We start from the raw sequence: 24,923 nt of genomic DNA on the forward strand, positions 1-24,923 counted from the left end.
CTCAAATGGCCCTTCTGCTTTTCGTTAACTTTCTTGATAATAATACTGGAGCGTATCCGGATATATTTCCGTCGGATATTTTCCTGTAAAACAAGCGAGGCAGTGTCCCCGGTTTTCGCCGTCTTCATTCTTGCCAATCGCCTCAATCATTCCCTCTACCGACAAGTACGTAAGCGTATCAGCGCCGATCAACTGTCGGATTTCTTCAACCGAATTGTCTGAAGCAATCAGTTCTTCTCTTGTTGAAGTATCGATTCCGTAAAAACAAGGATTTTTAATCGGCGGAGAACTGATCACAACATGAACTTCTGTTGCGCCCGCTTCTCTAAGCAACGACACAATCCGCTTGCTCGTTGTTCCCCTTACGATCGAGTCATCGACCATGACAACCCGTTTTCCTTCAACAACCCCGCGGACCGCAGAAAGCTTCATCTTTACTCCCTGTTCTCTAAGCGACTGGGATGGCTGAATAAAAGTGCGTCCGACGTAGCGATTTTTGATTAGACCCATTTCATAAGGAATGCCCGACGCTTCCGCATATCCGATGGCGACGGAAATGCTTGAATCAGGTACACCCGTAACCACATCTGCTTCAATCGGCGCTTCCATTGCCAGCCTTTTCCCGAGTTTCTTTCTTGCTGTATGAACGTTGATGCCGTGAATATTGCTGTCCGGGCGGGAAAAATAAATATATTCCATCGTACAAATAGCCCGGGATGTATTCATCGAAAACTGCTCAGATTTCATTCCATCATCATTGATTATCAAGAGCTCACCCGGCATTACATCCCGTAAATATTGCGCTCCTACTACATCAAATGCACATGTTTCAGATGCCACAACATAGGCATCCCCTAACATGCCGATCGAGAGCGGTCTGAGACCATGCGGATCCAGCGCGACCATTAATTCCGTCTCCGTCATAACCAGAAACGCATAAGCCCCTTTCAACATCGTCAAAGAATTTTTAACGCGGTCTTTGAATTCAGGCAATCCGGCGCGTTTTATTAAATGGGCAAGAACTTCCGTATCAGAGCTTGTTTGAAAAATGCTCCCCTGCGCCTCTAATTGGAACTTGAGCGCATTGGCATTCACAAGGTTGCCGTTATGAGCAACAGCCAATCCGCCGCTCTGGGATTGGAAAAGGAGAGGCTGGACATTTTCATATCCTCCTCCGCCGGCAGTTGCATAACGGACATGGCCGATAGCAGCTTTGCCGTTCAGCTTTTCCATCGAATTTGCCGTAAATACTTCGGTAACCAGCCCTTCACCTTTCACACCTGTAAGATGGCGTCCATCTGTCACGACAATCCCGGCACCTTCCTGTCCACGGTGCTGGAGGCTGTGTAGCCCGTAATAGGTGATTTGTGCGGCATCAGGGTGTCCCCAAATGCCAAAAACCCCGCACTCTTCATTAAGGCCTTTTATTTCAGCAAGCATGGGATGGCTCCTTTCCAAACACTTTCCAACTCTTTAACATCTGCTGCGATAACAGGGTCATTCGTTTCAGACACGATCCTGAGAACAGATGAATCGGTCACTTCTCCAATTAGAGTTGCATTAACAAGCTTTTCAAAAGCTTCCTTGTTTTCTTTTTTCACTGAAAGCAAGAAGCGGGACTGGGTTTCACTGAATAATGCAGACGTAAAGTTTCCGGAAATTTTCACATCTGCTCCTAGCCCGGCTGTTCCGAATAAGCTTTCTGCCACAGCTACGGCAAATCCGCCTTCTGCTACATCATGGGCAGAAGCTACAAGGCCGGCTCTGATTGCATTCAATATTTGCTGCTGTCTTGCTTTCTCTGTTTCGAGATCCAATTCAGGCGCCTTTCCGAAAATACGTCCGTATGAAAGCTTTTGAAGTTCGCTGCCGCCGAACTCGTCTTTCGTTTCCCCGACAAGGTAGATAAGGTCTCCGGCTTCTTTAAAGTTTTGCGTTGTCACATGCTTTAAATCTTCCACAAGCCCGACCATACCAACAACAGGAGTCGGATAAACAGCCGCACCGCTTGTTTCATTGTATAAGGACACATTTCCGCCGATAACCGGGGTGCCTAACATGCGGCACGCATCACTCATTCCGTCGACCGCTTTTTCAAGCTGCCAGAATATCTCCGGCTTTTCAGGATTTCCAAAGTTCAGGCAATCCGTAATGGCGAGCGGCTCTCCCCCCGAACAAATGATATTTCTCGCTGCTTCTGCAACGGCAATCTTTCCGCCTGTTTCCGGATCGAGATAAATATATCGGGAGTTGCAGTCCGTCGTCATTGCCAAAGCTTTTTTCGTGCCGCGGATACGAACAACGGCAGCATCTGAACCAGGCGTGACAACTGTATTCGTTCTCACCATATAATCGTATTGGTCATACACCCATTCCTTGCTGGCAATCGTCGGCTGCTTTAAAAGGGCAAGAAGTGTTTCCTTATAATCAGCCACTTCCGGAATATCGTTTTCCATCGCTTGAAATTCACGGAAGTATTTCGGCTCTTTGGACGGTTTATGATAAACAGGTGCATCTTCCGCAAGCGCATCAACAGGAACGTCTGCAACTACTTCTCCTTTATGAAGAAGGCGAAGCATTTTATCATCCGTTACTTTGCCGATAGCAACCGCTTCAAGTCCATATTTAGAAAAAAGATCAATGATTTCCTGTTCGCGGCCTTTTTTTACGACAATCAGCATACGTTCCTGAGATTCAGACAGCATCATTTCATATGCCGTCATTCCTGATTCCCGCTGCGGTACAAGATCCAAATTCATTTCAATACCTGAACCTGCTTTACTCGCCATTTCAGCCGATGAGCTTGTAAGGCCAGCCGCACCCATGTCCTGGATTCCGACAAGAGCATCCGATTGAACGAGCTCAAGGCAGGCTTCAAGCAGCAATTTCTCCATAAATGGATCCCCGACTTGTACGGCCGGACGTTTTTCTTCAGACTGTTCGTTTAATTCTTCTGACGCAAAGGTTGCCCCGTGAATTCCGTCCCGGCCTGTTTTTGCACCAACGTACATAACGGTATTTCCTACACCGTGCGCCTGCCCTTTTTTAATATCTTTATGGTCAATAATGCCTACGCACATAGCGTTTACGAGTGGATTGCCGTCGTAGGCTGGATCAAATTGCACTTCGCCGCCTACTGTAGGAATTCCAATACAGTTGCCGTATCCGGCAATTCCTGCAACTACTTCTTTAAATAGGTACCGGACACGGGAAGAATCAAGTTCACCAAACCGTAAAGAGTTAAGGAGAGCGATCGGTCTTGCGCCCATTGAAAAGACATCGCGAATAATGCCGCCCACACCTGTTGCAGCACCTTGGTAAGGCTCAATCGCAGACGGATGGTTATGGCTTTCAATTTTAAAAACAACCGCTTGTTCATCGCCGATATCAACAATTCCGGCGCCTTCACCCGGTCCCTGCAGCACATGTTCTCCCGTTGTCGGAAACTTTTTTAACACAGGCTTTGAATTTTTATAGCTGCAATGCTCTGACCACATGACTGAAAAAAGGCCCGTTTCTGTATAATTCGGAAGGCGTCCGAGAATTTTTTCAATCATCGCAAATTCTTCATCAGACAAGCCCATTTGCTGATAAATTTTCTCTGATTTAATTTGTTCTGGACCCGGTTCAAGCGTTAACAACATATGCTTCCCTCCAATGTTTTACGATTGATTGAAAAAGTTTCAGACCATCCGCGCCGCCAAGAAGCTCATCAACCGCCCGTTCTGGATGCGGCATCATACCCAGAACATTCCCACGTTCATTCATAATCCCGGCAATATTCGCAAGACTGCCGTTCGGATTCGTTCCATGATACGTAAAAACGATTTGGTTATTCGCTTTTAATTTGGCCAGCGTTTCTTCATCACAATAGTAATTTCCTTCTCCATGAGCAATTGGAATGGTGATAGTTTCGCCTTCCTTATAAAGGGAAGTAAACATGGATCGATTGTTTTCCACTTTTAACTCGACAGGACGGCAAATGAATTTTAAACTTTCATTGCGCCGCATTGCACCAGGCAGCAACCTTGCTTCCAATAAAATTTGGAATCCGTTGCACACCCCTAAAACAGGCTTCCCTGCTTCCGCAGCTTTCACGACTTCATTCATCACTTTGCTAAAACGGGCAATCGCTCCGGAACGAAGATAGTCTCCGTATGAAAAACCGCCCGGAAGTAAAATTGCATCGTATTCTTCCAAACTTTCGGCATTATGCCACACATATTCTGCTTCTTCGCCAAGCTCATCTTTAATGGCATGGTACATGTCCACGTCACAATTTGATCCTGGAAAGACGATGACCGCAAATTTCATTGAGCAACACACTCCTCAATTTCGTAGCGATAGTCTTCGATAACCGGATTCGCCAGCAGGCGGTCGCAAATTTCGTTTACGATTGTTTCTACATCCCGGTCAGTTTCGCCGATCGTTAACTCCATATATTTGCCGATTCGTACATCCGCTACTTCACTGTAGTTTAAGGAGTGAAGAGAATTTTTCACGGCAGTTCCTTGAGGATCTAATACACTTTCACGTAATGTCACGTAAACTTTTACTTTGTACATGCTTGTTGGCCTCCTAATCTGGCAAGAATTTTTTCATAGGCTTCCGTTAAATTTCCGAGGTCGCGGCGGAACACATCTTTATCCAGCTTTTCATTAGTCTTTAAATCCCACAGCCGGCATGTATCCGGTGAAATTTCATCAGCAAGAAGAATGCATCCGTCAGCGTCTTTCCCAAATTCCAATTTAAAATCCACAAGGCGGATTCCAATTTCTTTAAAAAAGCCAATTAAGATATCATTTACTTTTAAAGCCTTTTTTTTCAGCTCTTTCAGCTCTTCTTCAGTGGCAAGCTTCAGCTCAAGAACATGGGCATCTGTTATAAGTGGATCGCCAAGTTCATCATTTTTTAAGTAAAATTCCACAATCGGTTTAGAGAATGGTGTTCCCTCCGCAATTCCTAATCTTTTTGAAAAACTTCCTGCAGCAACGTTTCGAACAACTGTTTCAAGAGGGATAATCGCAACTTTTTTCACCAGCTGTTCTGTTTCTGACAAGCGCTTGATAAAATGGGTTTCAATTCCTTCATCATGAAGCTTTGAAAATAGCAAACTGGTAATTTCATTGTTTAAACGTCCTTTTCCGGTGATTTCTGCTTTCTTTTCACCATTAAAGGCGGTAGCAGAATCTTTGTACTCAATCCAGACGACATTGTCATCTTCCGTTAGATAAACCTTTTTTGCTTTACCTTCATATAACAGTGCTCGTTTTTCCATCGCGGGAGCCTCCTTAGCGCGAAAATTAGGAATCTTCAGTATAATAGGGTTTGAAAAAGGTAAGGGAAAATCCTTACCCTTGTAATAGTAATCGTTCAATGAAAGTGGTCTGGTCTTTCACTTAGTATTTTTTAGAAAATCCTTTCTTTTATAATCCTAACCGTTCAAAGATCGTGTCTACATGTTGTAAATGGTAATGATAATCAAAGCAATCATCGATTTCAGCCGGCGTGAGGTGAGAAGCGATTTTTTTCGTCCATCTCAATTAAACTGCGAAACGGCACTTGCTTTTCCCAAGCATCCATTGCTTTCGGCTGAACGGTATCATATGCCTCTTCGCGGGAGAGTCCTTTATCGATAAGCGCTAGAAGCACGCGCTGCGAATAGATCAAACCAAGTGTCCGGTCCATATTGCGCTTCATATTTTCGGGATAAACAGTCAGGTTTTTCACAATGTTCCCGAATCGATTCAGCATGTAGTTTAATGCGATCGTTGCATCCGGCAATATGATCCGCTCGGCTGAAGAATGAGAAATGTCTCTTTCATGCCAGAGGGCAACATTTTCATACGCCGTTATCATATAACCACGGATGACGCGAGCCATTCCGGTCATATTCTCCGAACCGATCGGGTTTCGTTTATGCGGCATAGCCGAAGATCCTTTCTGCCCCTTAGCGAAAAATTCTTCGACTTCGCGTGTTTCACTTTTTTGCAGACCGCGAATTTCAACGGAAAATTTTTCAATTGATGTCGCAATCAATGCAATTGTTGACATGTAATGGGCATGGCGGTCGCGCTGTAATGTTTGGGTGGAAATTGGCGCAGGATTTAACCCAAGTTTTTCACATACGTATTTTTCAACAAACGGATCAATGTTTGCATACGTTCCAACCGCTCCGGAAATCTTTCCGACTTCAATGTTTGCGGCTGCTTGCTTGAAACGCTCAAGATTTCTTTTCATTTCTTCATACCAAAGTGCGAGCTTTAGGCCAAACGTTGTCGGTTCTGCATGGACGCCATGGGTGCGCCCCATCATCACTGTATACTTATGTTCCTGCGCTTTGTTTTTAAGAATTTCAACAAATTTTTCAATATCTTTTAAAAGAATTTCATTCGCTTGCTTTAAGAGGTAAGAAAGAGCTGTATCAACAACGTCTGTTGACGTTAATCCATAGTGGACCCATTTGCGCTCTTCACCCAATGTTTCGGAAACGGCACGAGTAAATGCAACAAGATCATGTCTTGTTTCTTCTTCGATTTCTTTAATGCGCTCAATATTGAAGGACGCGTTTTCACGGATTTTTTTTACATCCTCTTTCGGTATAACACCCAGTTCCGCCCAAGCTTCACAAGCGAGAATTTCAACCTCAAGCCAAGCCTTAAAGCGATTTTCTTCCGTCCAAATCGCTCCCATTTCAGGTCTTGTATAACGTTCTATCATGTTTTAGCCTCCGATCTTAACTGCACTGTTCCATATTGCGCTTTGTTCTATTTCTGTTAGAGCCGCCTCAAGCGAATCCCGCATAATAGTTACATGCCCCATTTTCCGTTTTTCTTTTGCTTCATCTTTTCCGTACAAATGGATTTTCCAATCAGGCAGCTGCGGGAGTTTCTCAATGATGCTTGACTGATGTTCCCCTAATATATTGACCATTACAGCCGGTTTTAACAGCTTTGTACTTCCGAGCGGCCAATTGCAGATAGCCCGGATATGCTGTTCGAATTGTGATGTCTCACACGCTTCAATTGAAAAATGGCCTGAATTGTGCGGGCGAGGAGCAAGTTCATTAATAAAAATTGTTCCGTTTGCTGTTAGGAACATTTCAACTGCAAGCGTTCCCACCAGTCCTAGCGATTCAGCGAGACCAACCGCCTTTGCCTCTGCATCCTTTTTTATCAAATCAGGGATTCTCGCAGGCACGATTGTTTCGTGAAGAATATTGTCCCGGTGGATATTTTCTGCGACCGGAAAAACGGCAGTTTCTCCCCGCGGATTCCTTGCAACAATCACTGATATTTCTTTTTCAAACGGAATCCACTTTTCAAGAACACATACGCTCGTTTCTAAAAGCACTTTTGCGCCTTCAATATCCTTCTCTGCTTTGATCACCAATTGGCCTTTGCCATCATAGCCGCCTCTGGCTGTTTTTAAAACCGCAGGGTAGTCAAGCACCTTTATATTATCATAAATATCTTGTACCGTTCTGATGACTGCATAAGGAGCAACCTCAAAGCCTGCAGCCTGAATCGCCGCCTTCTCTTGAATGCGGTCCTGTGTAATATACAATAAGTTTGAGCCTTGTGGAACATATGCATTTTCGCAAAGCCATTCCAATGCCTCTGCATTTATATTTTCAAATTCATAGGTAATAACATCACTTACCCGCGCTAATTTTTGAACAGATTCTAAATCGCCATACCGGCCAATGATTTTGTAATCGGCTACCTGTCCGCATGGCGAATCCTCGACAGGATCCAGCACCGCAATTCGAAAACCGCTTGCTTTTGCAGCAATTGCCATCATCCGTCCAAGCTGCCCGCCGCCAATAATCCCTATTGTTTGTCCAGGTAATATGGTTTTATCAAACAAGTCCATCCCTGCTTTCTAAAACTGACTTTTTCGTTTCTTCTCTTAGGTTATCAAGCCTTTCGGCAACTGCCGGGTCAAATGCTCCGATTATTTGGGCCGCAAGCAGTCCGGCATTCGTTGCGCCAGCCTTGCCGATTGCCACGGTTGCAACAGGAACTCCTCCGGGCATTTGGACAATTGACAAAAGAGAATCAAGTCCGTTCAGAGCCCTCGATTGTACAGGAACCCCAATAACGGGCAAAGTCGTTTTGGCTGCTACCATTCCAGGCAAATGGGCTGCTCCGCCTGCTCCGGCTATAATCACTTTTAATCCCCGCTTGCGGGCATTTTCTGCGTATTCAAACATGAGGTCAGGAGTCCGGTGGGCTGACACGACGTTTTTTTCATAGCAAATTTGTAATTGATCAAGCACATTACACGCATGTTTCATCGTTTCCCAATCAGAAACGCTCCCCATAATTACCCCAACCTGAACTTCCATCTTTTTCCCTCCAGATTTCAAAATAAAAACCCGTAACAGACACTTCTCTAAACTAAAGAGAAAGTGATCTGCCCGGGCATAAATTGCAAACATAAAAATATATATCTTCAAAAAAGATACTAGTCTTATCCGGCCATATCAACTTTCCCTCATAGTCCGGCAATTTACGGTCGCCGGGTAGAGACTTATGGGCCATATTCCCATGATTATATGAGGGGTTAATACTTAATTTATGTCTTCATCATATCAGCTTACAAATGAAATTGTCAACCGAAAATCGAACAATGTTTTATTTTAGCAAAAAAATGTTCGGCTTTTTCTAATCGATTTTTTTTGCCTCAAACACAATTTGCCTTCCAATCGGCTCATATTGAATCGAATCGTCTGTCTTCACTTCTTGAAAAACAGGCTTTTCCATTCTTCTTACCGGAGTGTATCCTTCTTTCTTCATCCGATCAAGACATTGATCAATCGTTTCATTTTCTTGAACTTCAAATAGCATTTTCTTTTTTTCTTTGCTCATGTTAATGATTTTCCTTTCTTGACAGAATTTACTCAAAAATCTCTGTAAATGGTTTTAGGTTTACTAAATGCACCAATGCCGTAAATTTAACCTTCACAATGATCATACGCTAACGAGGGGTCTTATGTCGGAATATAGGCTTTTATTTTGGTACGAGGGCTCATGTTTTGGACGAAGGATCAAAGGTAGGAACAAAGGAATATATTTTGGAATGAAGGCTCATAGGTCGGAACAATGAATCATTTTTTCGGAATGAAGGATCTATGTGGAGGAAGGCTCATTTATCTGAATGAAGGATCATAAATCAAAACAAAGGCTCATATATCTGGACGAAGACTAATATATCGGAATGAAGGCTCATTTATCTGGATGAAAGGCTCATATATCAAAACGAAGACTCATATATCAAAATAAAGGCTCATATATCAAAATAAAGGCTCATAACCTTCCGAAAAGTAGAATTTAAAACGAGTATACCTCCAAAAATCAGGTGTCGTCTTTTTTATGATAAAATCACCGTCAAAATGCAAAAAGAACAACCGAAACAGGTTGTTCTTTCATTTTGCCTAGCAGCGTCCTACTCTCGCAGGGGCAATGCCCCAACTACCATCGGCGCTGAGAAGCTTAACTTCCGTGTTCGGCATGGGAACGGGTGTGGCCTTCTCGCCATCGCCACCAGACTTAATTTCTTTGAGAATTCATTCTCTCAAAACTAGATAATGATTGAAGAAGATGGAAGATTGAGTATCGTTTTAATGGTGTCCGGTTCCGGCTCCTAGCCTCTCGAGGTTGCTTCGCTTCTTCTGTCAAAGTCTTTAGGACTTTTCCGCCAGAAGCTCCGGCACTTGTCGAGGCTAAACAGTCGACCTCCACCTTTCTTATAGGTTAAGTCCTCGATCGATTAGTATCTGTCAGCTCCACGTGTCGCCACGCTTCCACCTCAGACCTATCAACCTGATCATCTTTCAGGGATCTTACTAGCTTGACGCTATGGGAAATCTCATCTCGAGGGGGGCTTCATGCTTAGATGCTTTCAGCACTTATCCCTTCCGCACATAGCTACCCAGCGATGCCTTTGGCAAGACAACTGGTACACCAGCGGTGCGTCCATCCCGGTCCTCTCGTACTAAGGACAGCTCCTCTCAAATTTCCTGCGCCCGCGACGGATAGGGACCGAACTGTCTCACGACGTTCTGAACCCAGCTCGCGTACCGCTTTAATGGGCGAACAGCCCAACCCTTGGGACCGACTACAGCCCCAGGATGCGATGAGCCGACATCGAGGTGCCAAACCTCCCCGTCGATGTGGACTCTTGGGGGAGATAAGCCTGTTATCCCCGGGGTAGCTTTTATCCGTTGAGCGATGGCCCTTCCATGCGGAACCACCGGATCACTAAGCCCGACTTTCGTCCCTGCTCGACTTGTAGGTCTCGCAGTCAAGCTCCCTTATGCCTTTACACTCTGCGAATGATTTCCAACCATTCTGAGGGAACCTTTGGGCGCCTCCGTTACTTTTTAGGAGGCGACCGCCCCAGTCAAACTGCCCGCCTGACACTGTCTCCCGCCCCGATCAGGGGCGCGGGTTAGAATTTCAATACAGCCAGGGTAGTATCCCACCGGCGCCTCCACCGAAGCTGGCGCTCCGGCTTCTCAGGCTCCTACCTATCCTGTACAAGCTGTACCAAAATTCAATATCAGGCTGCAGTAAAGCTCCACGGGGTCTTTCCGTCCTGTCGCGGGTAACCTGCATCTTCACAGGTACTATAATTTCACCGAGTCTCTCGTTGAGACAGTGCCCAGATCGTTACGCCTTTCGTGCGGGTCGGAACTTACCCGACAAGGAATTTCGCTACCTTAGGACCGTTATAGTTACGGCCGCCGTTTACTGGGGCTTCGATTCAGAGCTTCGCGTAAGCTAACCCCTCCTCTTAACCTTCCAGCACCGGGCAGGCGTCAGCCCCTATACTTCGCCTTGCGGCTTCGCAGAGACCTGTGTTTTTGCTAAACAGTCGCCTGGGCCTATTCACTGCGGCTTTTCCGGGCTATGCACCCAGAAAAGCACCCCTTCTCCCGAAGTTACGGGGTCATTTTGCCGAGTTCCTTAACGAGAGTTCTCTCGCTCACCTTAGGATTCTCTCCTCGCCTACCTGTGTCGGTTTGCGGTACGGGCACCTTTTCCATCGCTAGAGGCTTTTCTTGGCAGTGTGGAATCAGGAACTTCGGTACTATATTTCCCTCGCCGTCACAGCTCCGCCTGATGCTGACGGGATTTGCCTCGTCAGCGGCCTAACTGCTTGGACGCGCTAATCCAGCAGCGCGCTTGCCCTATCCTCCTGCGTCCCCCCATCGCTCAAACGGAAAAGAGGTGGTACAGGAATATCAACCTGTTGTCCATCGCCTACGCCTTTCGGCCTCGGCTTAGGTCCCGACTAACCCTGAGCGGACGAGCCTTCCTCAGGAAACCTTAGGCATTCGGTGGATGGGATTCTCACCCATCTTTCGCTACTCATACCGGCATTCTCACTTCTAAGCGCTCCACCAGTCCTTCCGGTCTGGCTTCAACGCCCTTAGAACGCTCTCCTACCGCGGACACCGACGGTGTCCACCCACAGCTTCGGTGATACGTTTAGCCCCGGTACATTTTCGGCGCAGAGTCACTCGACCAGTGAGCTATTACGCACTCTTTAAATGGTGGCTGCTTCTAAGCCAACATCCTGGTTGTCTAAGCAACTCCACATCCTTTTCCACTTAACGTATACTTTGGGACCTTAGCTGGCGGTCTGGGCTGTTTCCCTTTTGACTGCGGATCTTATCACTCGCAGTCTGACTCCCAAGGATAAGTCTTTGGCATTCGGAGTTTGTCTGAATTCGGTAACCCGATGAGGGCCCCTAGTCCAAACAGTGCTCTACCTCCAAGACTCTTGCACTTGAGGCTAGCCCTAAAGCTATTTCGGAGAGAACCAGCTATCTCCAAGTTCGATTGGAATTTCTCCGCTACCCACACCTCATCCCCGCACTTTTCAACGTGCGTGGGTTCGGGCCTCCATCCAGTGTTACCTGGACTTCACCCTGGACATGGGTAGATCACCTGGTTTCGGGTCTACGGCCGCATACTCATTCGCCCTGTTCAGACTCGCTTTCGCTGCGGCTCCGTCTTTTCAACTTAACCTCGCATGCGACCGTAACTCGCCGGTTCATTCTACAAAAGGCACGCCATCACCCATTAACGGGCTCTGACTACTTGTAGGCACACGGTTTCAGGTTCTCTTTCACTCCCCTCCCGGGGTGCTTTTCACCTTTCCCTCACGGTACTGGTTCACTATCGGTCACTAGGGAGTATTTAGCCTTGGGAGATGGTCCTCCCTGCTTCCGACGGGATTTCACGTGTCCCGCCGTACTCAGGATCCACTCGAGGAGGGAACGAAGTTTCAACTACAGGGTTGTTACCTTCTCTGACGGGCCTTTCCAGACCTCTTCGTCTACTCCGTTCCTTTGTAACTCCATACAGAGTGTCCTACAACCCCAAGAGGCAAGCCTCTTGGTTTGGGCTGTTCCCGTTTCGCTCGCCGCTACTCAGGGAATCGCGTTTGCTTTCTCTTCCTCCGGGTACTTAGATGTTTCAGTTCCCCGGGTCTGCCCTCCTAACCCTATGGATTCAGGTTAGGATCCTATCCCATTACGGATAGGGGGTTTCCCCATTCGGAAATCTCCGGATCAATGCTTACTTACAGCTCCCCGAAGCATATCGGTGTTAGTCCCGTCCTTCATCGGCTCCTAGTGCCAAGGCATCCACCGTGCGCCCTTTCTAACTTAACCTAAAAGGTTTGAAACCTAAAATGGCGATACTCGGTTCTTCTTTTGCCTTCTTCAATACGATTATCTAGTTTTCAAAGAACGAAGTTGTGAGGAATTGCTCCCTCAAAACTAAACAAACAAAAGCAATCAACTTCATGATTAAAATCCTTAGAAAGGAGGTGATCCAGCCGCACCTTCCGATACGGCTACCTTGTTACGACTTCACCCCAATCATCTGTCCCACCTTAGGCGGCTGGCTCCTTAAAGGTTACCTCACCGACTTCGGGTGTTACAAACTCTCGTGGTGTGACGGGCGGTGTGTACAAGGCCCGGGAACGTATTCACCGCGGCATGCTGATCCGCGATTACTAGCGATTCCGGCTTCATGCAGGCGAGTTGCAGCCTGCAATCCGAACTGAGAATGGTTTTTTGGGATTGGCTCAGGCCTCGCGGCTTAGCAGCCCTTTGTACCATCCATTGTAGCACGTGTGTAGCCCAGGTCATAAGGGGCATGATGATTTGACGTCATCCCCACCTTCCTCCGGTTTGTCACCGGCAGTCACCTTAGAGTGCCCAACTGAATGCTGGCAACTAAGGTCAAGGGTTGCGCTCGTTGCGGGACTTAACCCAACATCTCACGACACGAGCTGACGACAACCATGCACCACCTGTCACTCTGTCCCCCGAAGGGGAACGTCCTGTCTCCAGGATTGTCAGAGGATGTCAAGACCTGGTAAGGTTCTTCGCGTTGCTTCGAATTAAACCACATGCTCCACCGCTTGTGCGGGCCCCCGTCAATTCCTTTGAGTTTCAGCCTTGCGGCCGTACTCCCCAGGCGGAGTGCTTAATGCGTTAGCTGCAGCACTAAAGGGCGGAAACCCTCTAACACTTAGCACTCATCGTTTACGGCGTGGACTACCAGGGTATCTAATCCTGTTTGCTCCCCACGCTTTCGCGCCTCAGCGTCAGTTACAGACCAGAGAGCCGCCTTCGCCACTGGTGTTCCTCCACATCTCTACGCATTTCACCGCTACACGTGGAATTCCGCTCTCCTCTTCTGCACTCAAGTTCCCCAGTTTCCAATGACCCTCCACGGTTGAGCCGTGGGCTTTCACATCAGACTTAAGGAACCGCCTGCACGCGCTTTACGCCCAATAATTCCGGACAACGCTTGCCACCTACGTATTACCGCGGCTGCTGGCACGTAGTTAGCCGTGGCTTTCTGGTCAGGTACCGTCAAGGCACCGCCCTATTCGAACGGTACTTATTCTTCTCTGACAACAGAGCTTTACGACCCGAAGGCCTTCTTCGCTCACGCGGCGTTGCTCCGTCAGACTTTCGTCCATTGCGGAAGATTCCCTACTGCTGCCTCCCGTAGGAGTCTGGGCCGTGTCTCAGTCCCAGTGTGGCCGATCACCCTCTCACTCGGCTACGCATCGTCGCCTTGGTGAGCCGTTACCTCACCAACCAGCTAATGCGCCGCGGGCCCATCTGCAAGTGATAGCCGAAGCCATCTTTCAGCTCTTTCCCATGCGGGAAAGAGGATTATCCGGTATTAGCTCCGGTTTCCCGAAGTTATCCCGGTCTTGCAGGCAGGTTGCCCACGTGTTACTCACCCGTCCGCCGCTGACTTCAGGAAGCAAGCTCCCATCAGTCCGCTCGACTTGCATGTATTAGGCACGCCGCCAGCGTTCGTCCTGAGCCAGGATCAAACTCTCCAAAAAAGAGTAAGATAAGCTCAAAAATATTAGAATTAACGTTGACGCTTTTGTTTGTTCAGTTTTCAAAGAACAATTTTTATTCACCGCTCAGAAGCGACTCTATTAATATATCATGTTACCAATACTAAGTCAACTACATTTTTTATTTTTGTGAAGTTGATGATTAAATTGTAGTTGGCAGCGACAATGCTTTCAAATAGTATCACCCTATATAAATAAAGTCAATACAATTTATGATGAAATATTATTACTAATTTTTCCCAAAATTAGAGCGGCTGCCAAGGAAACAAAACTCCCGGCAGCCAGTTGCCTCAAAAAATCATTTTTACTTGCTAATTGAAATGATGTTCTCTTCTTTTAGGTCTACATTTCCGGTTTTATTGATAACAATTTTTTCTCCCTCGGAAAAGTTTGTGAATATGATCGGAGTGATCGTCGATTTTGCATTCTTTTTGACATGTTCTAAATCAACTTTTAATAAAGGCTGTCCTTTTTGAACACGGTCATTTTCAGAAACAAGCGCTTCAAAACCTTCACCTTTTAAATTCACTGTATCGATTCCGAAGTGAATAAGAATTTCCAGGCCTGAATCTGAAAGTAAACCAATGGCGTGTTTTGTCGGGAATAAGTTTATAATCTTTCCGTCTACAGGAGAAACAACTGTACCTTCTGCCGGAACAATCGCAAATCCGTCACCCATCATTTTCCCTGAAAAAACTGCATCTGGAACTTCGGTAATCGGTTTAATTTCCCCTTTTATTGGAGATACAAACACATCATTGGGATTGTGTTCTTTCTGCAATGCCTTTGGATTTACTTCTTCTATTTGCTGTTCAATCTCTTTGGCAAGATCCATTTTCATAACCCGGGGTTTCTTCCCATCCATAATGTCCTTCATTTGTCCTTTAATGGTTTCAGAGCGAGGGCCAAAGATTGCCTGAATATTGTTTCCTACTTCAAGCACCCCAGCCGCACCAAGTTTTTTCAATTGTTCTCTATCTACATTTTTAACGTCATTAACTGTAACACGCAGACGAGTAATACAAGCATCTAAATGGGAAATATTTTCCTTTCCTCCCATCGCTTCAAGAATATCGTATGCAAGATCGCCTGCCTCACCTTTTGAATCTTCCACTTCTTCTTCAGCTTCTTCGCGTCCAGGTGTCATCAGGTTAAATTTACGGATTGCGAAACGGAAACCAAAGTAATAAATAACTGCAAAGACAAGACCTACCGGGATTACCAGCCAAGCATTTGTTTGCGGGTTAATTAAACCAAACAAGATATAGTCAATTAAACCGCCTGAGAATGTCATCCCGATTTTAACATTTAATAAATGCATCGTCATAAAAGATAAGCCGGCAAAAATCGTATGAATTGCAAATAACACAGGTGCTACGAATAAGAACGAGAATTCAATCGGCTCTGTGATACCAGTTAAGAAAGATGTTAAGGCAGCAGAAGCCATTAAGCCTCCAACGGCTTTCTTTCTTTCGGGACGAGCTTCATGGTAAATTGCTAAAGCTGCAGCAGGAAGACCGAACATCATGAACGGAAACTTACCTGTCATAAATGTACCGGCAGTCAGATTTTGAACATTATCAGCAATTTGCGCCATGAAAATTCGTTGGTCACCACGAACCACTTCTCCTGCTCTCGTTACATATTCACCGAACTCATACCAGAAAGGCGAGTAAAAAATATGATGCAAACCAAATGGAATCAGTGCCCGTTCGATTACTCCGAAAATGAAAGCTGATAATGTTAAGTTAGCATGAACCATGTTTTGCGAGAATGCATTTAGACCGGACTGTATTGGCGGCCAAATAATCATCATAATCAAACCTAAAATAACCGCAGTTCCTGCCGTAATAATTGGAACAAAACGTTTTCCGGCAAAAAAGCCTAAATAGGGAGGCAATTCAATTTCATAGAATTTATTGTATAAGGCTGCAGCAATAATACCGACGATAATACCTCCGAATACTCCCGTTTGAAGAGTTGGAACGCCAAGAACATTGGCATAGTTTAAACCATTTACGTCTTCTGCGGTAATGCCAAGTACTGTTCCCATAGTAACGTTCATGATCAAATATCCGATAATCGCAGCAAGGCCTGCCGTACCTTCTCCTCCCGCTAGCCCAACTGCAACACCGACAGCAAACAGCAACGGAAGATTTCCAAAAACAATATCCCCTGCTTTTTGCATAACAGCAGCAACCATATCCACTCCGCTGTTATCTAAAAACGGGGCTAATTCTAATAAAGCCGGGTTTCTGAGAGCAGCCCCCAAAGCGAGAAGGATACCCGCTGCAGGAAGTAATGCAACAGGCAGCATCAATGCTTTACCGACTTTTTGCAAAACACCAAAAGCTTTTTTAAACATAACAAAACCTCCAATATTTATTAGCCCATTAAGCGTTTTCATTTTTGAACAAAATAAAAAGGCATGAGAAAAGAAAATAATATGACAAAGTCCTACGGATATAGTACCCATAAAACTTTATTCCAATTATCTTCTTAACTCATGCCTGATCGAATCAGTAACACGTATTAAGTTAATTGCTATTTTATTTTTTTCTGAAGCCTTTGCAGATGCATAGTTAAATAGACTGCTTCAGCTTCAAACACTGGTTGTTTTAATGTTTGCTGCATAACCTTAATGAGCTTCCATGAAAGATTATAGCACAATGGATATTCTTGTTTCAATAACAATGATATTTTTTCAGGTTCTTCAACTTTTTCGCCATTTTTTACCCGTTCGATCGTAAAGCGGAGATGGCGTACGAGCCTCGTATAATCTATGCTTTCTTTATCAATTTTAATATCCATTTGCTCTTCAATCATATTGATTAGTTTTGTGATAAGTTGAGAATGTTGATTCACTTCAGACAAATCTTTATTGGCCGCTGCACTGTGGATATGAAGGGCAATAAAGCCTGCCTCGCCTTCAGGCAGTTGAATCCCCGTCTTTTTCGTAAATAAATCGACAACTTCTTTTGCAATTCCAAATGCTTTTGGATATAAAGCTTTTGTTTCAACAAGAAACGGATTGCGTATTTCCATTCCTTTTGAGAACCGGTTAACCACAAACATAAGATGATCTGTCAGTGCTACATGTATATGTTCACTTAGTTGTGAGGCCGTTCTCTCTTTTATTAGTTCAATTGCTGAAATGATGACTTCTTGTAAATCATCCTCCAAAAATGGCAACAGCTTTAAATAGTTTTTCTGTTCTTTTTCGTTTCGTAAAACAAAAAGTTTTTCAGCTGCCGAAGCTTCAATAAGATCTTTTTGTTTCCGGTTAAACCCGATCCCTTTTCCAATAACTACGACTTCTCCGTAAGCAGGATGTTCGGCCATAATGACATTATTATTCAAGACCTTGTTAACAACTAAACTCGGCATCCGTATCCTCCGATTTTCGACAGCATTCGATTTAACCCTATTATGTTATAAAAGAGAAAAAGAAGTCAATCAAAAAAGTAAACGCATTCATTTTTGTCTGAGACAAAAAGACAATAAAAGAGGAGGCAGCTTTAATCTGACTCCCCGCAAATATTATTCTGTTAAAAACATGAAGTAAAGGACAAAGATAACAAAGAACACATACATAATTGGATGAATTTCTTTTATGCGCCCTTTCACCATCATTGTGATAGGATAAAATATGAAACCTATTGCAATTCCTGTGGCAATACTGTATGAAAGAGGCATTGCAATCATCGTTAAGAAAGAAGGCACCGCAATTTCAAAACGAGTCCAATCAATTTTTCCCAAGGAAGAAACCATTAAAACTCCGACGATTATTAAAGCAGGTGCCGTTACCGGTGATGTAACGACTGATAATACCGGGAAAAAGAAGAGTGAAAGGATAAAAAGCCCGGCTGTTACCAGGGAAGCAAAGCCAGTTCTTGCACCGGATGCAACCCCTGCAGATGATTCAATATAAGATGTTGTTGTTGATGTTCCAAAAATGGACCCTACAATGGATGCGATCGAATCGGAAAATAATGCTTTGCCTGCACGCGGAAGTTTGTTGTCTTTCATCAAACCGGCCTGATTGGCTACCGCTACCAATGTACCTGCATTGTCAAAGAAATCTACGAATAAAAACGTTAAGATAATACCCAGCATTGTTGTCGTAAAGAAAGAAGGATCTCCAAAGGAAGAAAAAACGGCTCCGAATGTCGGCTCCAAACTTGGAACCGCACCTACCACTTGTTTCGGAACTTCAATCAAATTAAAAATCATCCCAACGATAACGGAAATGATCATTCCATAAAACACTGCTCCGTTAATCCCTCTTGTCATCATGATTACAGTGACCACGAGACCGAAAATCGCAAGCAGCGTATTTGGGTTTGATAAATCCCCTAAACCTACAAGTGTCGCATCATTATTTACGATAACGCCTGCACTCTTTAGCCCGATAAAAGTAATAAACAAACCAATTCCTGCTCCTACCGCATATTTTAAGTCAACAGGAATGGCGTTAATAATCTTTTCACGAAGTCCGGAAATTGTTAATAACAAGAAAACCACACCTGAAATAAAAACAGCTCCAAGCGCATGCTGCCAAGGTACTCCGTGTCCTAAAACAACCGTATAGGCAAAAAAGGCATTTAGACCCATACCGGGTGCAAGTGCAATCGGATATTTACCGACAAGCCCCATAATGATGGAACCGACAGCAGCTGCAAGCGCTGTTGCCACAAATACTGCTCCGTGATCCATTCTTAAGGCATCAGGCAAGTCTTTAACATCCGCAAGTGTCAATATATGCGGATTGACAATCAAAATATAAGCCATAGCCAAAAAAGTTGTCAGCCCGCCTAAAATTTCGCGTCGATAATTCGTTCCAAGTTCCTCGAATTGGAAGTATTTTTTCATTATTTTTCCCCCTATAAAATTGCGTCATAATTGGCCGGCCCAAAACAAAAACGCTCCGATTACCGGAGCGCCGACAACAGGTTTGTGCAAAAATAAGGGGCTTTAAAATAAAAAAATAAAGACATGTATATTAATAACCCCATTTTCAAAACACTTACCTCGTAGTCGAGCTATTTACGGCAGCTCGGTAGAAACTTTTGGGCCATATCCCCAAGACTATACGACGTAATGAGACAAATTATTCATTTCGTTTTTTATTTTAACAGGGCTTCAGAAGCACGTCAACAAAAAAACGAACATTAACTGTTCGCTTTTTTGTTTTGTTCGTGTTTTTTGTTTTTCCTTGTTATGCTTATTCCCACTCAATTGTCGCAGGCGGTTTGCTTGTGATGTCGTAGACGACTCTGTTCACATGGTTTACTTCATTCACGATCCGTGTTGAAATGACTTCAAGAACATCCCACGGTATTCTTGCCCAATCGGATGTCATGCCGTCAATTGATGTAACAGCGCGGATGCCGATTGTATAATCATATGTCCGGGCATCACCCATTACTCCGACACTGCGGATGTCAGGCAGAACTGTGAAATATTGCCAAATTTCGCGGTCAAGGCCGGCTTTTTTAATTTCTTCCCGCAAAATCGCATCCGATTCACGGACAATTTCTAATTTCTCTTCTGTAATTTCCCCAAGCACGCGAATGCCAAGTCCCGGACCAGGGAAAGGCTGCCTCCAAACAATTTCATCAGGAATTCCAAGCTCTGTTCCTAAAGCGCGCACTTCATCTTTAAAAAGCGTGTTAAGAGGTTCAATCAGCTTAAACTTCATATCTTCCGGCAGACCGCCTACATTATGGTGGGACTTAATAGTCTGAGCAGTTGCCGTACCGCTTTCAATAATATCTGTATAAAGAGTGCCCTGTGCTAAAAACTCGATTCCTTCAAGTTTTGCAGCTTCATCATCAAATACATAAATAAATTCATTTCCGATAATCTTCCGCTTTTGCTCAGGATCGGTGACGCCTTCCAATTTATTCAGGAAGCGTTCCTTTGCATCGACTTTAATAACATTCATGTTAAAGCCGTCAGCAAAAGTTTTCATCACGCTTTCTGCTTCCCCTTTGCGAAGCAAGCCGTGATCAACAAAAATGCAAGTTAATTGATCACCGATCGCTTTATGAACTAAAACGGCAACAACGGATGAGTCGACACCGCCGCTAAGTGCGCAAAGAACTTTCTTATCCCCTACTGTCTGACGGATCTTTTCAATTTTCATTTCGATGAAATTTTCCATCGACCAGTCGCCTCTACAGCCGCAAACTCCGAAAACGAAATTTTTCAGTATTTCATTTCCGTAGACAGAGTGGCGGACTTCCGGATGGAATTGAACCGCATATAAATTTCGTCTCTCATCGCTTATTGATGCAATAGGGCACGAAGGATTAACTGCATCAACTGTAAAACCTTCCGGCGCCTCGACAACTAAATCGCCATGGCTCATCCACACAACCTGTTCCTTTGGAAGCTTTTCAAACAGTTTGCTTTGATGCTCAATATTTATGGCAGCTTTTCCGTATTCCCGATGCTTTGCTCTTTCTACTATCCCGCCGAAATGCATTGTCATTAACTGCATTCCATAACAAATTCCAAGTATCGGCAAGCCCAATTCAAAGATTTCTTCATCACAGCGAAACGCATTGTCTTCATAAACGCTGTTTGGTCCGCCGGAAAAAATGATTCCCTTAGGATTCATTTTTTTTATCTCTTCAGCTGTAATTGTGTGAGGATGAAGTTCACTGTAGACGCCGAATTCACGGATTCTTCTCGTAATCAATTGATTATATTGACTTCCAAAATCGAGAACAACGATCATTTCATGGTTTTGCAATTCTGTTTTTCCTGGCAAGCTGTTCACCTCATTGAAAAAAATATTATTCAATCACTAATTTCTAGTGTTCTCAGCGATTGTCGAAACTTTTCATTTTTTCTGCAATCCCTAATGATGAATAAAAAGAAAACTAGAACTCTCCTTCCGATAAAAAAGCAGAATTCTAGTTTCGGTGCGTGAGCAACATTTAGAATCATCTGCCTTCATAGTCAAATCATTTACGGTGATTTGGTAGAAACTTTCGATCCATATTATCGAGGATATATGAAGGTTTTTTGCGTACAATATTCATATATAAATTTATTGTAACAATAGGGTGAAATCGCGGTCAAGCAATCGTTTTTTTAATTAAATTTTCCCATAATTCTTTCGACTCATCCCACGAACCGGTTTGAAGCTTCCCTCTATATAAAAATTGCTCATAACGGTTCGTTAACTTGCTCATTTCCCTTGAAGAGAAAAAGGTGTCAACATAGCGGGCGTATTCTCTTAACGTCTGGCCATTTTTTCGCTTTAAACCAATCAGTTCCAGCTGTTTCAACAATGCAGAATACGCTTTTGCAAACTGTTCATCCTTGTCAATTCGTTTATATTTCCAGATTAAATAGTATGGAAGCCACCTTGCCCGTTTTTTAAAAACTCCTAACACAATAGCTATTAAAAGAACTCCAACAAGAAACATCTCGAGCCAGCGTTCCTTAAAAAATATCTTTACTTTATTCCATAATTCTGAAAACAAGAAAGAAGACTTATTATTTGTTTTATTATCCGGTTTTTCCGGTTTTGGCGTATCCTGCGGCTCCTCTAGCTGTTCTGTATCTTCTCTTGTTGTCTGATTGTTTTTATACGTATCAAAATTTAAGTGTACATTGCCTGAAAAACCTTTCGTCGGTTCGAACGGAACCCAGCCGGCATTTGGGAAATAGACCTCAACCCAGGAATGGGCATTGTTATTCGTAATTTCAAAAATACGCTGATTTTGTTCACCAAGCTCCTTAAATTCTCCCTCTGTGTATCCTTTTACCCATCGAGCCGGAATGCCGAGAGTCCGAAGAAGTACAGTCATGGAACTGGAAAAATTATCACAATAGCCGCGTCTTGTTTCAAATAAAAATTGATCAACATAATCGTCGCCTTCCCCGGGAATCGGGACATTCAGCTGGTCGTATATAAACTCCGGGCTGCGGAGAAAGTAATCCTCAACTGCCCTGGCTTTCTCAAACCATGTCTTTTTTCCGGAAGTTATTTGTATAGCCAGCTCCCTGACCCTTTCCGGCAATTTGTCCGGCAGTTGTGTATACCTCTGAATAAATTCCTCACTCATCACGCTTGTATCCGTACTAACTGTTTTCATTAATGCGGAAACGCTGAACGTCGGAATTTCGTAGTCTAACGAGTATTGGGTTAAAGGTTCGGCCTGTCCGTCCTTAAGTGAGTAAATTTTTTCCGTGTTTCTATCCATCTCAAACGAAACATTAGGACTGGCATGAATATTCTGTACACCGGCGGGATAGACGATATGAGGATACCTCTTGCTAAAGAATAAAGAAGCTGTTTCTTTTTCTGTTTTAACTCCTGCTGCAAATGATGATAAAGGCACTATCTCTTCCTGACGGATCGTAGCTCTTTTAGGATTGTCGTCAGAAGCTTTCCAACCCTTCCCCGTATATACATCTTTTGTTTCAACCTTCCAATAATGCCTCGATTCTACCTGAGCCCTGAAAACAACTTGATTATCACCGAGAAATGGCCCGCCGAGCCGCGAATCATCCGTTTTATATCCTATACGCTGAACAGAGCCTTTTCCATTTCCGTTATTTTTTAGGCTGTACGATTTAATATAAGGAACAGGATCAGGCCAAATCGGTTCGGCTTTTGGTGAAGCATAACCAAAAAGAACACTAAAAGCAATCATTCCCGCTAACGGAATCATCCATTTTCTTGAAAAATTATCTCCTTTACTTATTGCTTCTTTTTCAATTAATCGGTAATAATTCAGTATCCCCATGATCGCAAAACCACTGACGACAGTCCGGACAATTGCAGTATCAGCGGCATAAGGCGTGAACGTATCAAGCACTGTGACGTACACTAATGTCATAAAGAAAAAGATAAAAATCTTCCTGCGGATAATTAGCCAGTAGTGCAAAAGATACGTCATCAGCCATAGCAAAATAAATAACAGCAAACTTCTGAACACATCGGTAAGGCTTTGCCAATCCATTTCAAACAGATAACCAATGTTTTCCTGTGAATCAGCAATCAAAAGGGGAATCCATTGAAAGCTGAAGAATGATCCTTCGAAATACAAATAATTCAGGATATACAAAATATATATAATCTTCACTGAAGCACCAATAGCCATTTTTATTCCCAAAAAAGACATGGCAAGCGAAAACAATAGAAAAAGCAAAAAAACCCAAATGTATCCTGTGTCGGTTAACTGCTCTAAAGGTCTCAGCCACTCCCACAACAGTAAAAATGCGAAAGCATACAGAAGAAAATGTGCAGCATTTCTCTTTGTTTCGTTAGCGTTCACCGCAGGCTCACCTCCGAAAACGCATCTTGAAATTGGCCCTCCTGAACCATGACAACTTTGATCCCCCGGGCATTAGCGGCAGCTTTTAAGGAGAGCTCTTGCTTGGAAGCAGGTTCCCTCGCTTTTTTTATTAAAAAGAGTATGCAGGAAGTTTTTCGCTGAGTGTAAAACCCTGCTTTTTCAATTAATGGCTTCGTTAATTGGGCAGTTACAAACATAAGCGTAACATTTTGTTGTGTGAAAAACCTCTCAGATTCAATTATTCGATCTAAAGTAACCGGGCTGTTATCCTTTACTTTTGCAAGGTGGTAAAACAGCTCTGACTGCTGGCTTTCTCCGCCCCGAATCGGAAAAGCGCCGCGTTCAGCGCCTGATGAGAGAAGGCCTGCTTGTGCTCCTTTCTTTAAGATCGCTCTTATGATGGATGCTGTAAATGAAACAATGACCTCAAAACGAGGATCAGGCGCACAGTCCATAATGATATAAACATCGTGGGATTGGCGTTGTTCAAATTCTTTTGTCATAATATCGTTCCGTTTTGCGGTCGCTTTCCAGTTAATCCATGAAAAACGGTCGCCCGGCTGATACTCCCTGATTCCGATGGCCATGGAAGTATCCCTTTGCACCCGTTCCTTCGATGCGGTCATTCCTTGGTCATAATGATTTTCAAGAGGCCTGTAAATAAGTTCTTCATACGCCGGATAGACGAGAATCTTATTTTCTAAAGGAAGCATCCTTTCTTTTTCGATTAAACCAAGCAGATCGCCCGTTTTTAACCGGATCGTCCGGAAAAAATGTTCTCCCCTCGGTATTTCTTCGATCAAATACTCTATGAAAATCTCTTTTCGAAAGCCGGGAAAAATAAAAGTTTTCGCTTTTTTCTTCTGGCGGGAGTATGAAAGCGGATTTTCCGGACCATCCTCAATGACCATATAAAATAAAGGAAAACCTTTTGCCCTCGTAAAATGGATCTGAATCTTTACTGTTTCTCCGGCATTATACTCCGTCTTAACAAAAACCCTCTCAGCTTTCATATCTTTTAATGAATAAAAAGACAAAGCAAGTGCATAAAGCGCGAAAGGCAGAAAGTTAAAAAACAAAAACCAACTGACAAACCCTCCTTGAAACATGGCATATGAAAAAGCCAGAAGGATTAATAACAACAACACGATTAATTTCCAAAGTCCTTTAAGTGCCGCAAAAAACGTCCTCATT

The 24,923-nt window shown here is 44.0% G+C and carries 14 protein-coding genes, 3 rRNA genes, 1 pseudogene and 3 riboswitches; all 18 genes and pseudogenes read right to left on the bottom strand.

Annotated features, from left to right (window positions below; genetic code table 11):
• Window positions 1-24: 24 nt before the first annotated feature.
• Window positions 25-1,440 (bottom strand): amidophosphoribosyltransferase, encoded by a 1,416-nt coding sequence (gene purF, locus PB1_RS05205; RefSeq protein ID WP_003351203.1) that lies wholly within the window; start codon window positions 1,438-1,440, stop codon window positions 25-27.
• Window positions 1,425-3,644 (bottom strand): phosphoribosylformylglycinamidine synthase subunit PurL, encoded by a 2,220-nt coding sequence (gene purL, locus PB1_RS05210; RefSeq protein WP_003351204.1) that lies wholly within the window; start codon window positions 3,642-3,644, stop codon window positions 1,425-1,427. Before purL ends, purF begins: the two co-directional genes overlap by 16 nt.
• Window positions 3,628-4,314 carry a phosphoribosylformylglycinamidine synthase subunit PurQ gene (gene purQ / locus PB1_RS05215; RefSeq protein WP_003351205.1) on the bottom strand — a complete coding sequence of 229 codons (687 nt, stop codon included), beginning with the start codon at window positions 4,312-4,314 and terminating at the stop codon, window positions 3,628-3,630. The genes purL and purQ overlap by 17 nt, the downstream gene beginning before the upstream one ends.
• On the bottom strand, window positions 4,311-4,565 hold the full coding sequence (gene purS / locus PB1_RS05220) for a phosphoribosylformylglycinamidine synthase subunit PurS (RefSeq protein WP_003351206.1): 255 nt from the start codon (window positions 4,563-4,565) through the stop codon (window positions 4,311-4,313). The genes purQ and purS overlap by 4 nt, the downstream gene beginning before the upstream one ends.
• A complete protein-coding gene (gene purC, locus PB1_RS05225) occupies window positions 4,553-5,278 on the bottom strand; it encodes a phosphoribosylaminoimidazolesuccinocarboxamide synthase (protein WP_003351207.1) in 726 nt (241 codons plus the stop codon). The genes purS and purC overlap by 13 nt, the downstream gene beginning before the upstream one ends.
• Before the next feature lie 148 nt (window positions 5,279-5,426).
• Window positions 5,427-6,720: pseudogene (purB, locus tag PB1_RS05230) on the bottom strand (adenylosuccinate lyase).
• Window positions 6,721-6,723: 3 nt separating this feature from the next.
• Window positions 6,724-7,875 carry a 5-(carboxyamino)imidazole ribonucleotide synthase gene (purK, locus tag PB1_RS05235; RefSeq protein ID WP_174269849.1) on the bottom strand — a complete coding sequence of 384 codons (1,152 nt, stop codon included), beginning with the start codon at window positions 7,873-7,875 and terminating at the stop codon, window positions 6,724-6,726.
• Window positions 7,862-8,350 carry a 5-(carboxyamino)imidazole ribonucleotide mutase gene (gene purE / locus PB1_RS05240; RefSeq protein WP_003351210.1) on the bottom strand — a complete coding sequence of 163 codons (489 nt, stop codon included), beginning with the start codon at window positions 8,348-8,350 and terminating at the stop codon, window positions 7,862-7,864. Before purE ends, purK begins: the two co-directional genes overlap by 14 nt.
• A 132-nt stretch (window positions 8,351-8,482) precedes the next feature.
• Window positions 8,483-8,584, bottom strand: a riboswitch (purine riboswitch).
• An 85-nt stretch (window positions 8,585-8,669) separates the two neighbouring features.
• Entirely contained in the window at window positions 8,670-8,873 is a 204-nt protein-coding gene (locus PB1_RS05245) for an NETI motif-containing protein (RefSeq protein WP_003351211.1), read from the bottom strand.
• A gap of 564 nt (window positions 8,874-9,437) precedes the next feature.
• Window positions 9,438-9,553, bottom strand: a 5S ribosomal RNA gene (rrf, locus tag PB1_RS05250).
• Between the two features lie 201 nt (window positions 9,554-9,754).
• A 23S ribosomal RNA gene (locus PB1_RS05255) occupies window positions 9,755-12,688 on the bottom strand.
• A 151-nt stretch (window positions 12,689-12,839) separates the two neighbouring features.
• Window positions 12,840-14,391, bottom strand: a 16S ribosomal RNA gene (locus PB1_RS05260).
• Together the 16S, 23S and 5S rRNA genes form the textbook arrangement of a ribosomal RNA operon.
• 322 nt (window positions 14,392-14,713) lie before the next feature.
• Window positions 14,714-16,774, bottom strand: a complete 2,061-nt coding sequence (gene ptsG / locus PB1_RS05265; RefSeq protein WP_003351212.1) for a glucose-specific PTS transporter subunit IIBC — start codon at window positions 16,772-16,774, stop codon at window positions 14,714-14,716.
• 179 nt (window positions 16,775-16,953) lie between these two features.
• Complete coding sequence (gene glcT / locus PB1_RS05270) at window positions 16,954-17,796, bottom strand: glucose PTS transporter transcription antiterminator GlcT (protein WP_003351213.1); 843 nt, start codon at window positions 17,794-17,796, stop codon at window positions 16,954-16,956.
• Between the two features lie 153 nt (window positions 17,797-17,949).
• A complete protein-coding gene (locus PB1_RS05275; protein WP_003351214.1) occupies window positions 17,950-19,281 on the bottom strand; it encodes an NCS2 family permease in 1,332 nt (443 codons plus the stop codon).
• Window positions 19,282-19,423: 142 nt separating this feature from the next.
• A riboswitch (purine riboswitch) is annotated at window positions 19,424-19,525 on the bottom strand.
• A 108-nt stretch (window positions 19,526-19,633) separates the two neighbouring features.
• The gene (gene guaA, locus PB1_RS05280) at window positions 19,634-21,154 is read right to left on the bottom strand and encodes a glutamine-hydrolyzing GMP synthase (RefSeq protein WP_162829154.1); all 1,521 of its coding nucleotides are present in this window, start codon (window positions 21,152-21,154) and stop codon (window positions 19,634-19,636) included.
• A gap of 201 nt (window positions 21,155-21,355) precedes the next feature.
• Window positions 21,356-21,457, bottom strand: a riboswitch (purine riboswitch).
• Window positions 21,458-21,497: 40 nt separating this feature from the next.
• The gene (locus PB1_RS05285; protein WP_003351216.1) at window positions 21,498-23,708 is read right to left on the bottom strand and encodes a DUF4129 domain-containing transglutaminase family protein; all 2,211 of its coding nucleotides are present in this window, start codon (window positions 23,706-23,708) and stop codon (window positions 21,498-21,500) included.
• A complete protein-coding gene (locus tag PB1_RS05290; protein WP_003351217.1) occupies window positions 23,705-24,922 on the bottom strand; it encodes a DUF58 domain-containing protein in 1,218 nt (405 codons plus the stop codon). The genes PB1_RS05285 and PB1_RS05290 overlap by 4 nt, the downstream gene beginning before the upstream one ends.
• Between the last annotated feature and the right edge of the window lies 1 nt (window position 24,923).

Source organism: Bacillus methanolicus PB1 (genome assembly GCF_000262755.1).
Classification (GTDB): domain Bacteria; phylum Bacillota; class Bacilli; order Bacillales; family Cytobacillaceae; genus Bacillus_Z; species Bacillus_Z methanolicus.

What these genes read in the sequence shown, in the direction of transcription:
- purF (WP_003351203.1), bottom strand. Translation starts at nt 1,440, where the DNA reads ATGCTTGCTGAAATAAAAGGCCTTAATGAAGAGTGCGGGGTTTTTGGC.
- purL (WP_003351204.1), bottom strand. Translation starts at nt 3,644, where the DNA reads ATGTTGTTAACGCTTGAACCGGGTCCAGAACAAATTAAATCAGAGAAA.
- purQ (WP_003351205.1), bottom strand. Translation starts at nt 4,314, where the DNA reads ATGAAATTTGCGGTCATCGTCTTTCCAGGATCAAATTGTGACGTGGAC.
- purS (WP_003351206.1), bottom strand. Translation starts at nt 4,565, where the DNA reads ATGTACAAAGTAAAAGTTTACGTGACATTACGTGAAAGTGTATTAGAT.
- purC (WP_003351207.1), bottom strand. Translation starts at nt 5,278, where the DNA reads ATGGAAAAACGAGCACTGTTATATGAAGGTAAAGCAAAAAAGGTTTAT.
- purK (WP_174269849.1), bottom strand. Translation starts at nt 7,875, where the DNA reads ATGGACTTGTTTGATAAAACCATATTACCTGGACAAACAATAGGGATT.
- purE (WP_003351210.1), bottom strand. Translation starts at nt 8,350, where the DNA reads ATGGAAGTTCAGGTTGGGGTAATTATGGGGAGCGTTTCTGATTGGGAA.
- PB1_RS05245 (WP_003351211.1), bottom strand. Translation starts at nt 8,873, where the DNA reads ATGAGCAAAGAAAAAAAGAAAATGCTATTTGAAGTTCAAGAAAATGAA.
- ptsG (WP_003351212.1), bottom strand. Translation starts at nt 16,774, where the DNA reads ATGTTTAAAAAAGCTTTTGGTGTTTTGCAAAAAGTCGGTAAAGCATTG.
- glcT (WP_003351213.1), bottom strand. Translation starts at nt 17,796, where the DNA reads ATGCCGAGTTTAGTTGTTAACAAGGTCTTGAATAATAATGTCATTATG.
- PB1_RS05275 (WP_003351214.1), bottom strand. Translation starts at nt 19,281, where the DNA reads ATGAAAAAATACTTCCAATTCGAGGAACTTGGAACGAATTATCGACGC.
- guaA (WP_162829154.1), bottom strand. Translation starts at nt 21,154, where the DNA reads ATGATCGTTGTTCTCGATTTTGGAAGTCAATATAATCAATTGATTACG.
- PB1_RS05290 (WP_003351217.1), bottom strand. Translation starts at nt 24,922, where the DNA reads ATGAGGACGTTTTTTGCGGCACTTAAAGGACTTTGGAAATTAATCGTG.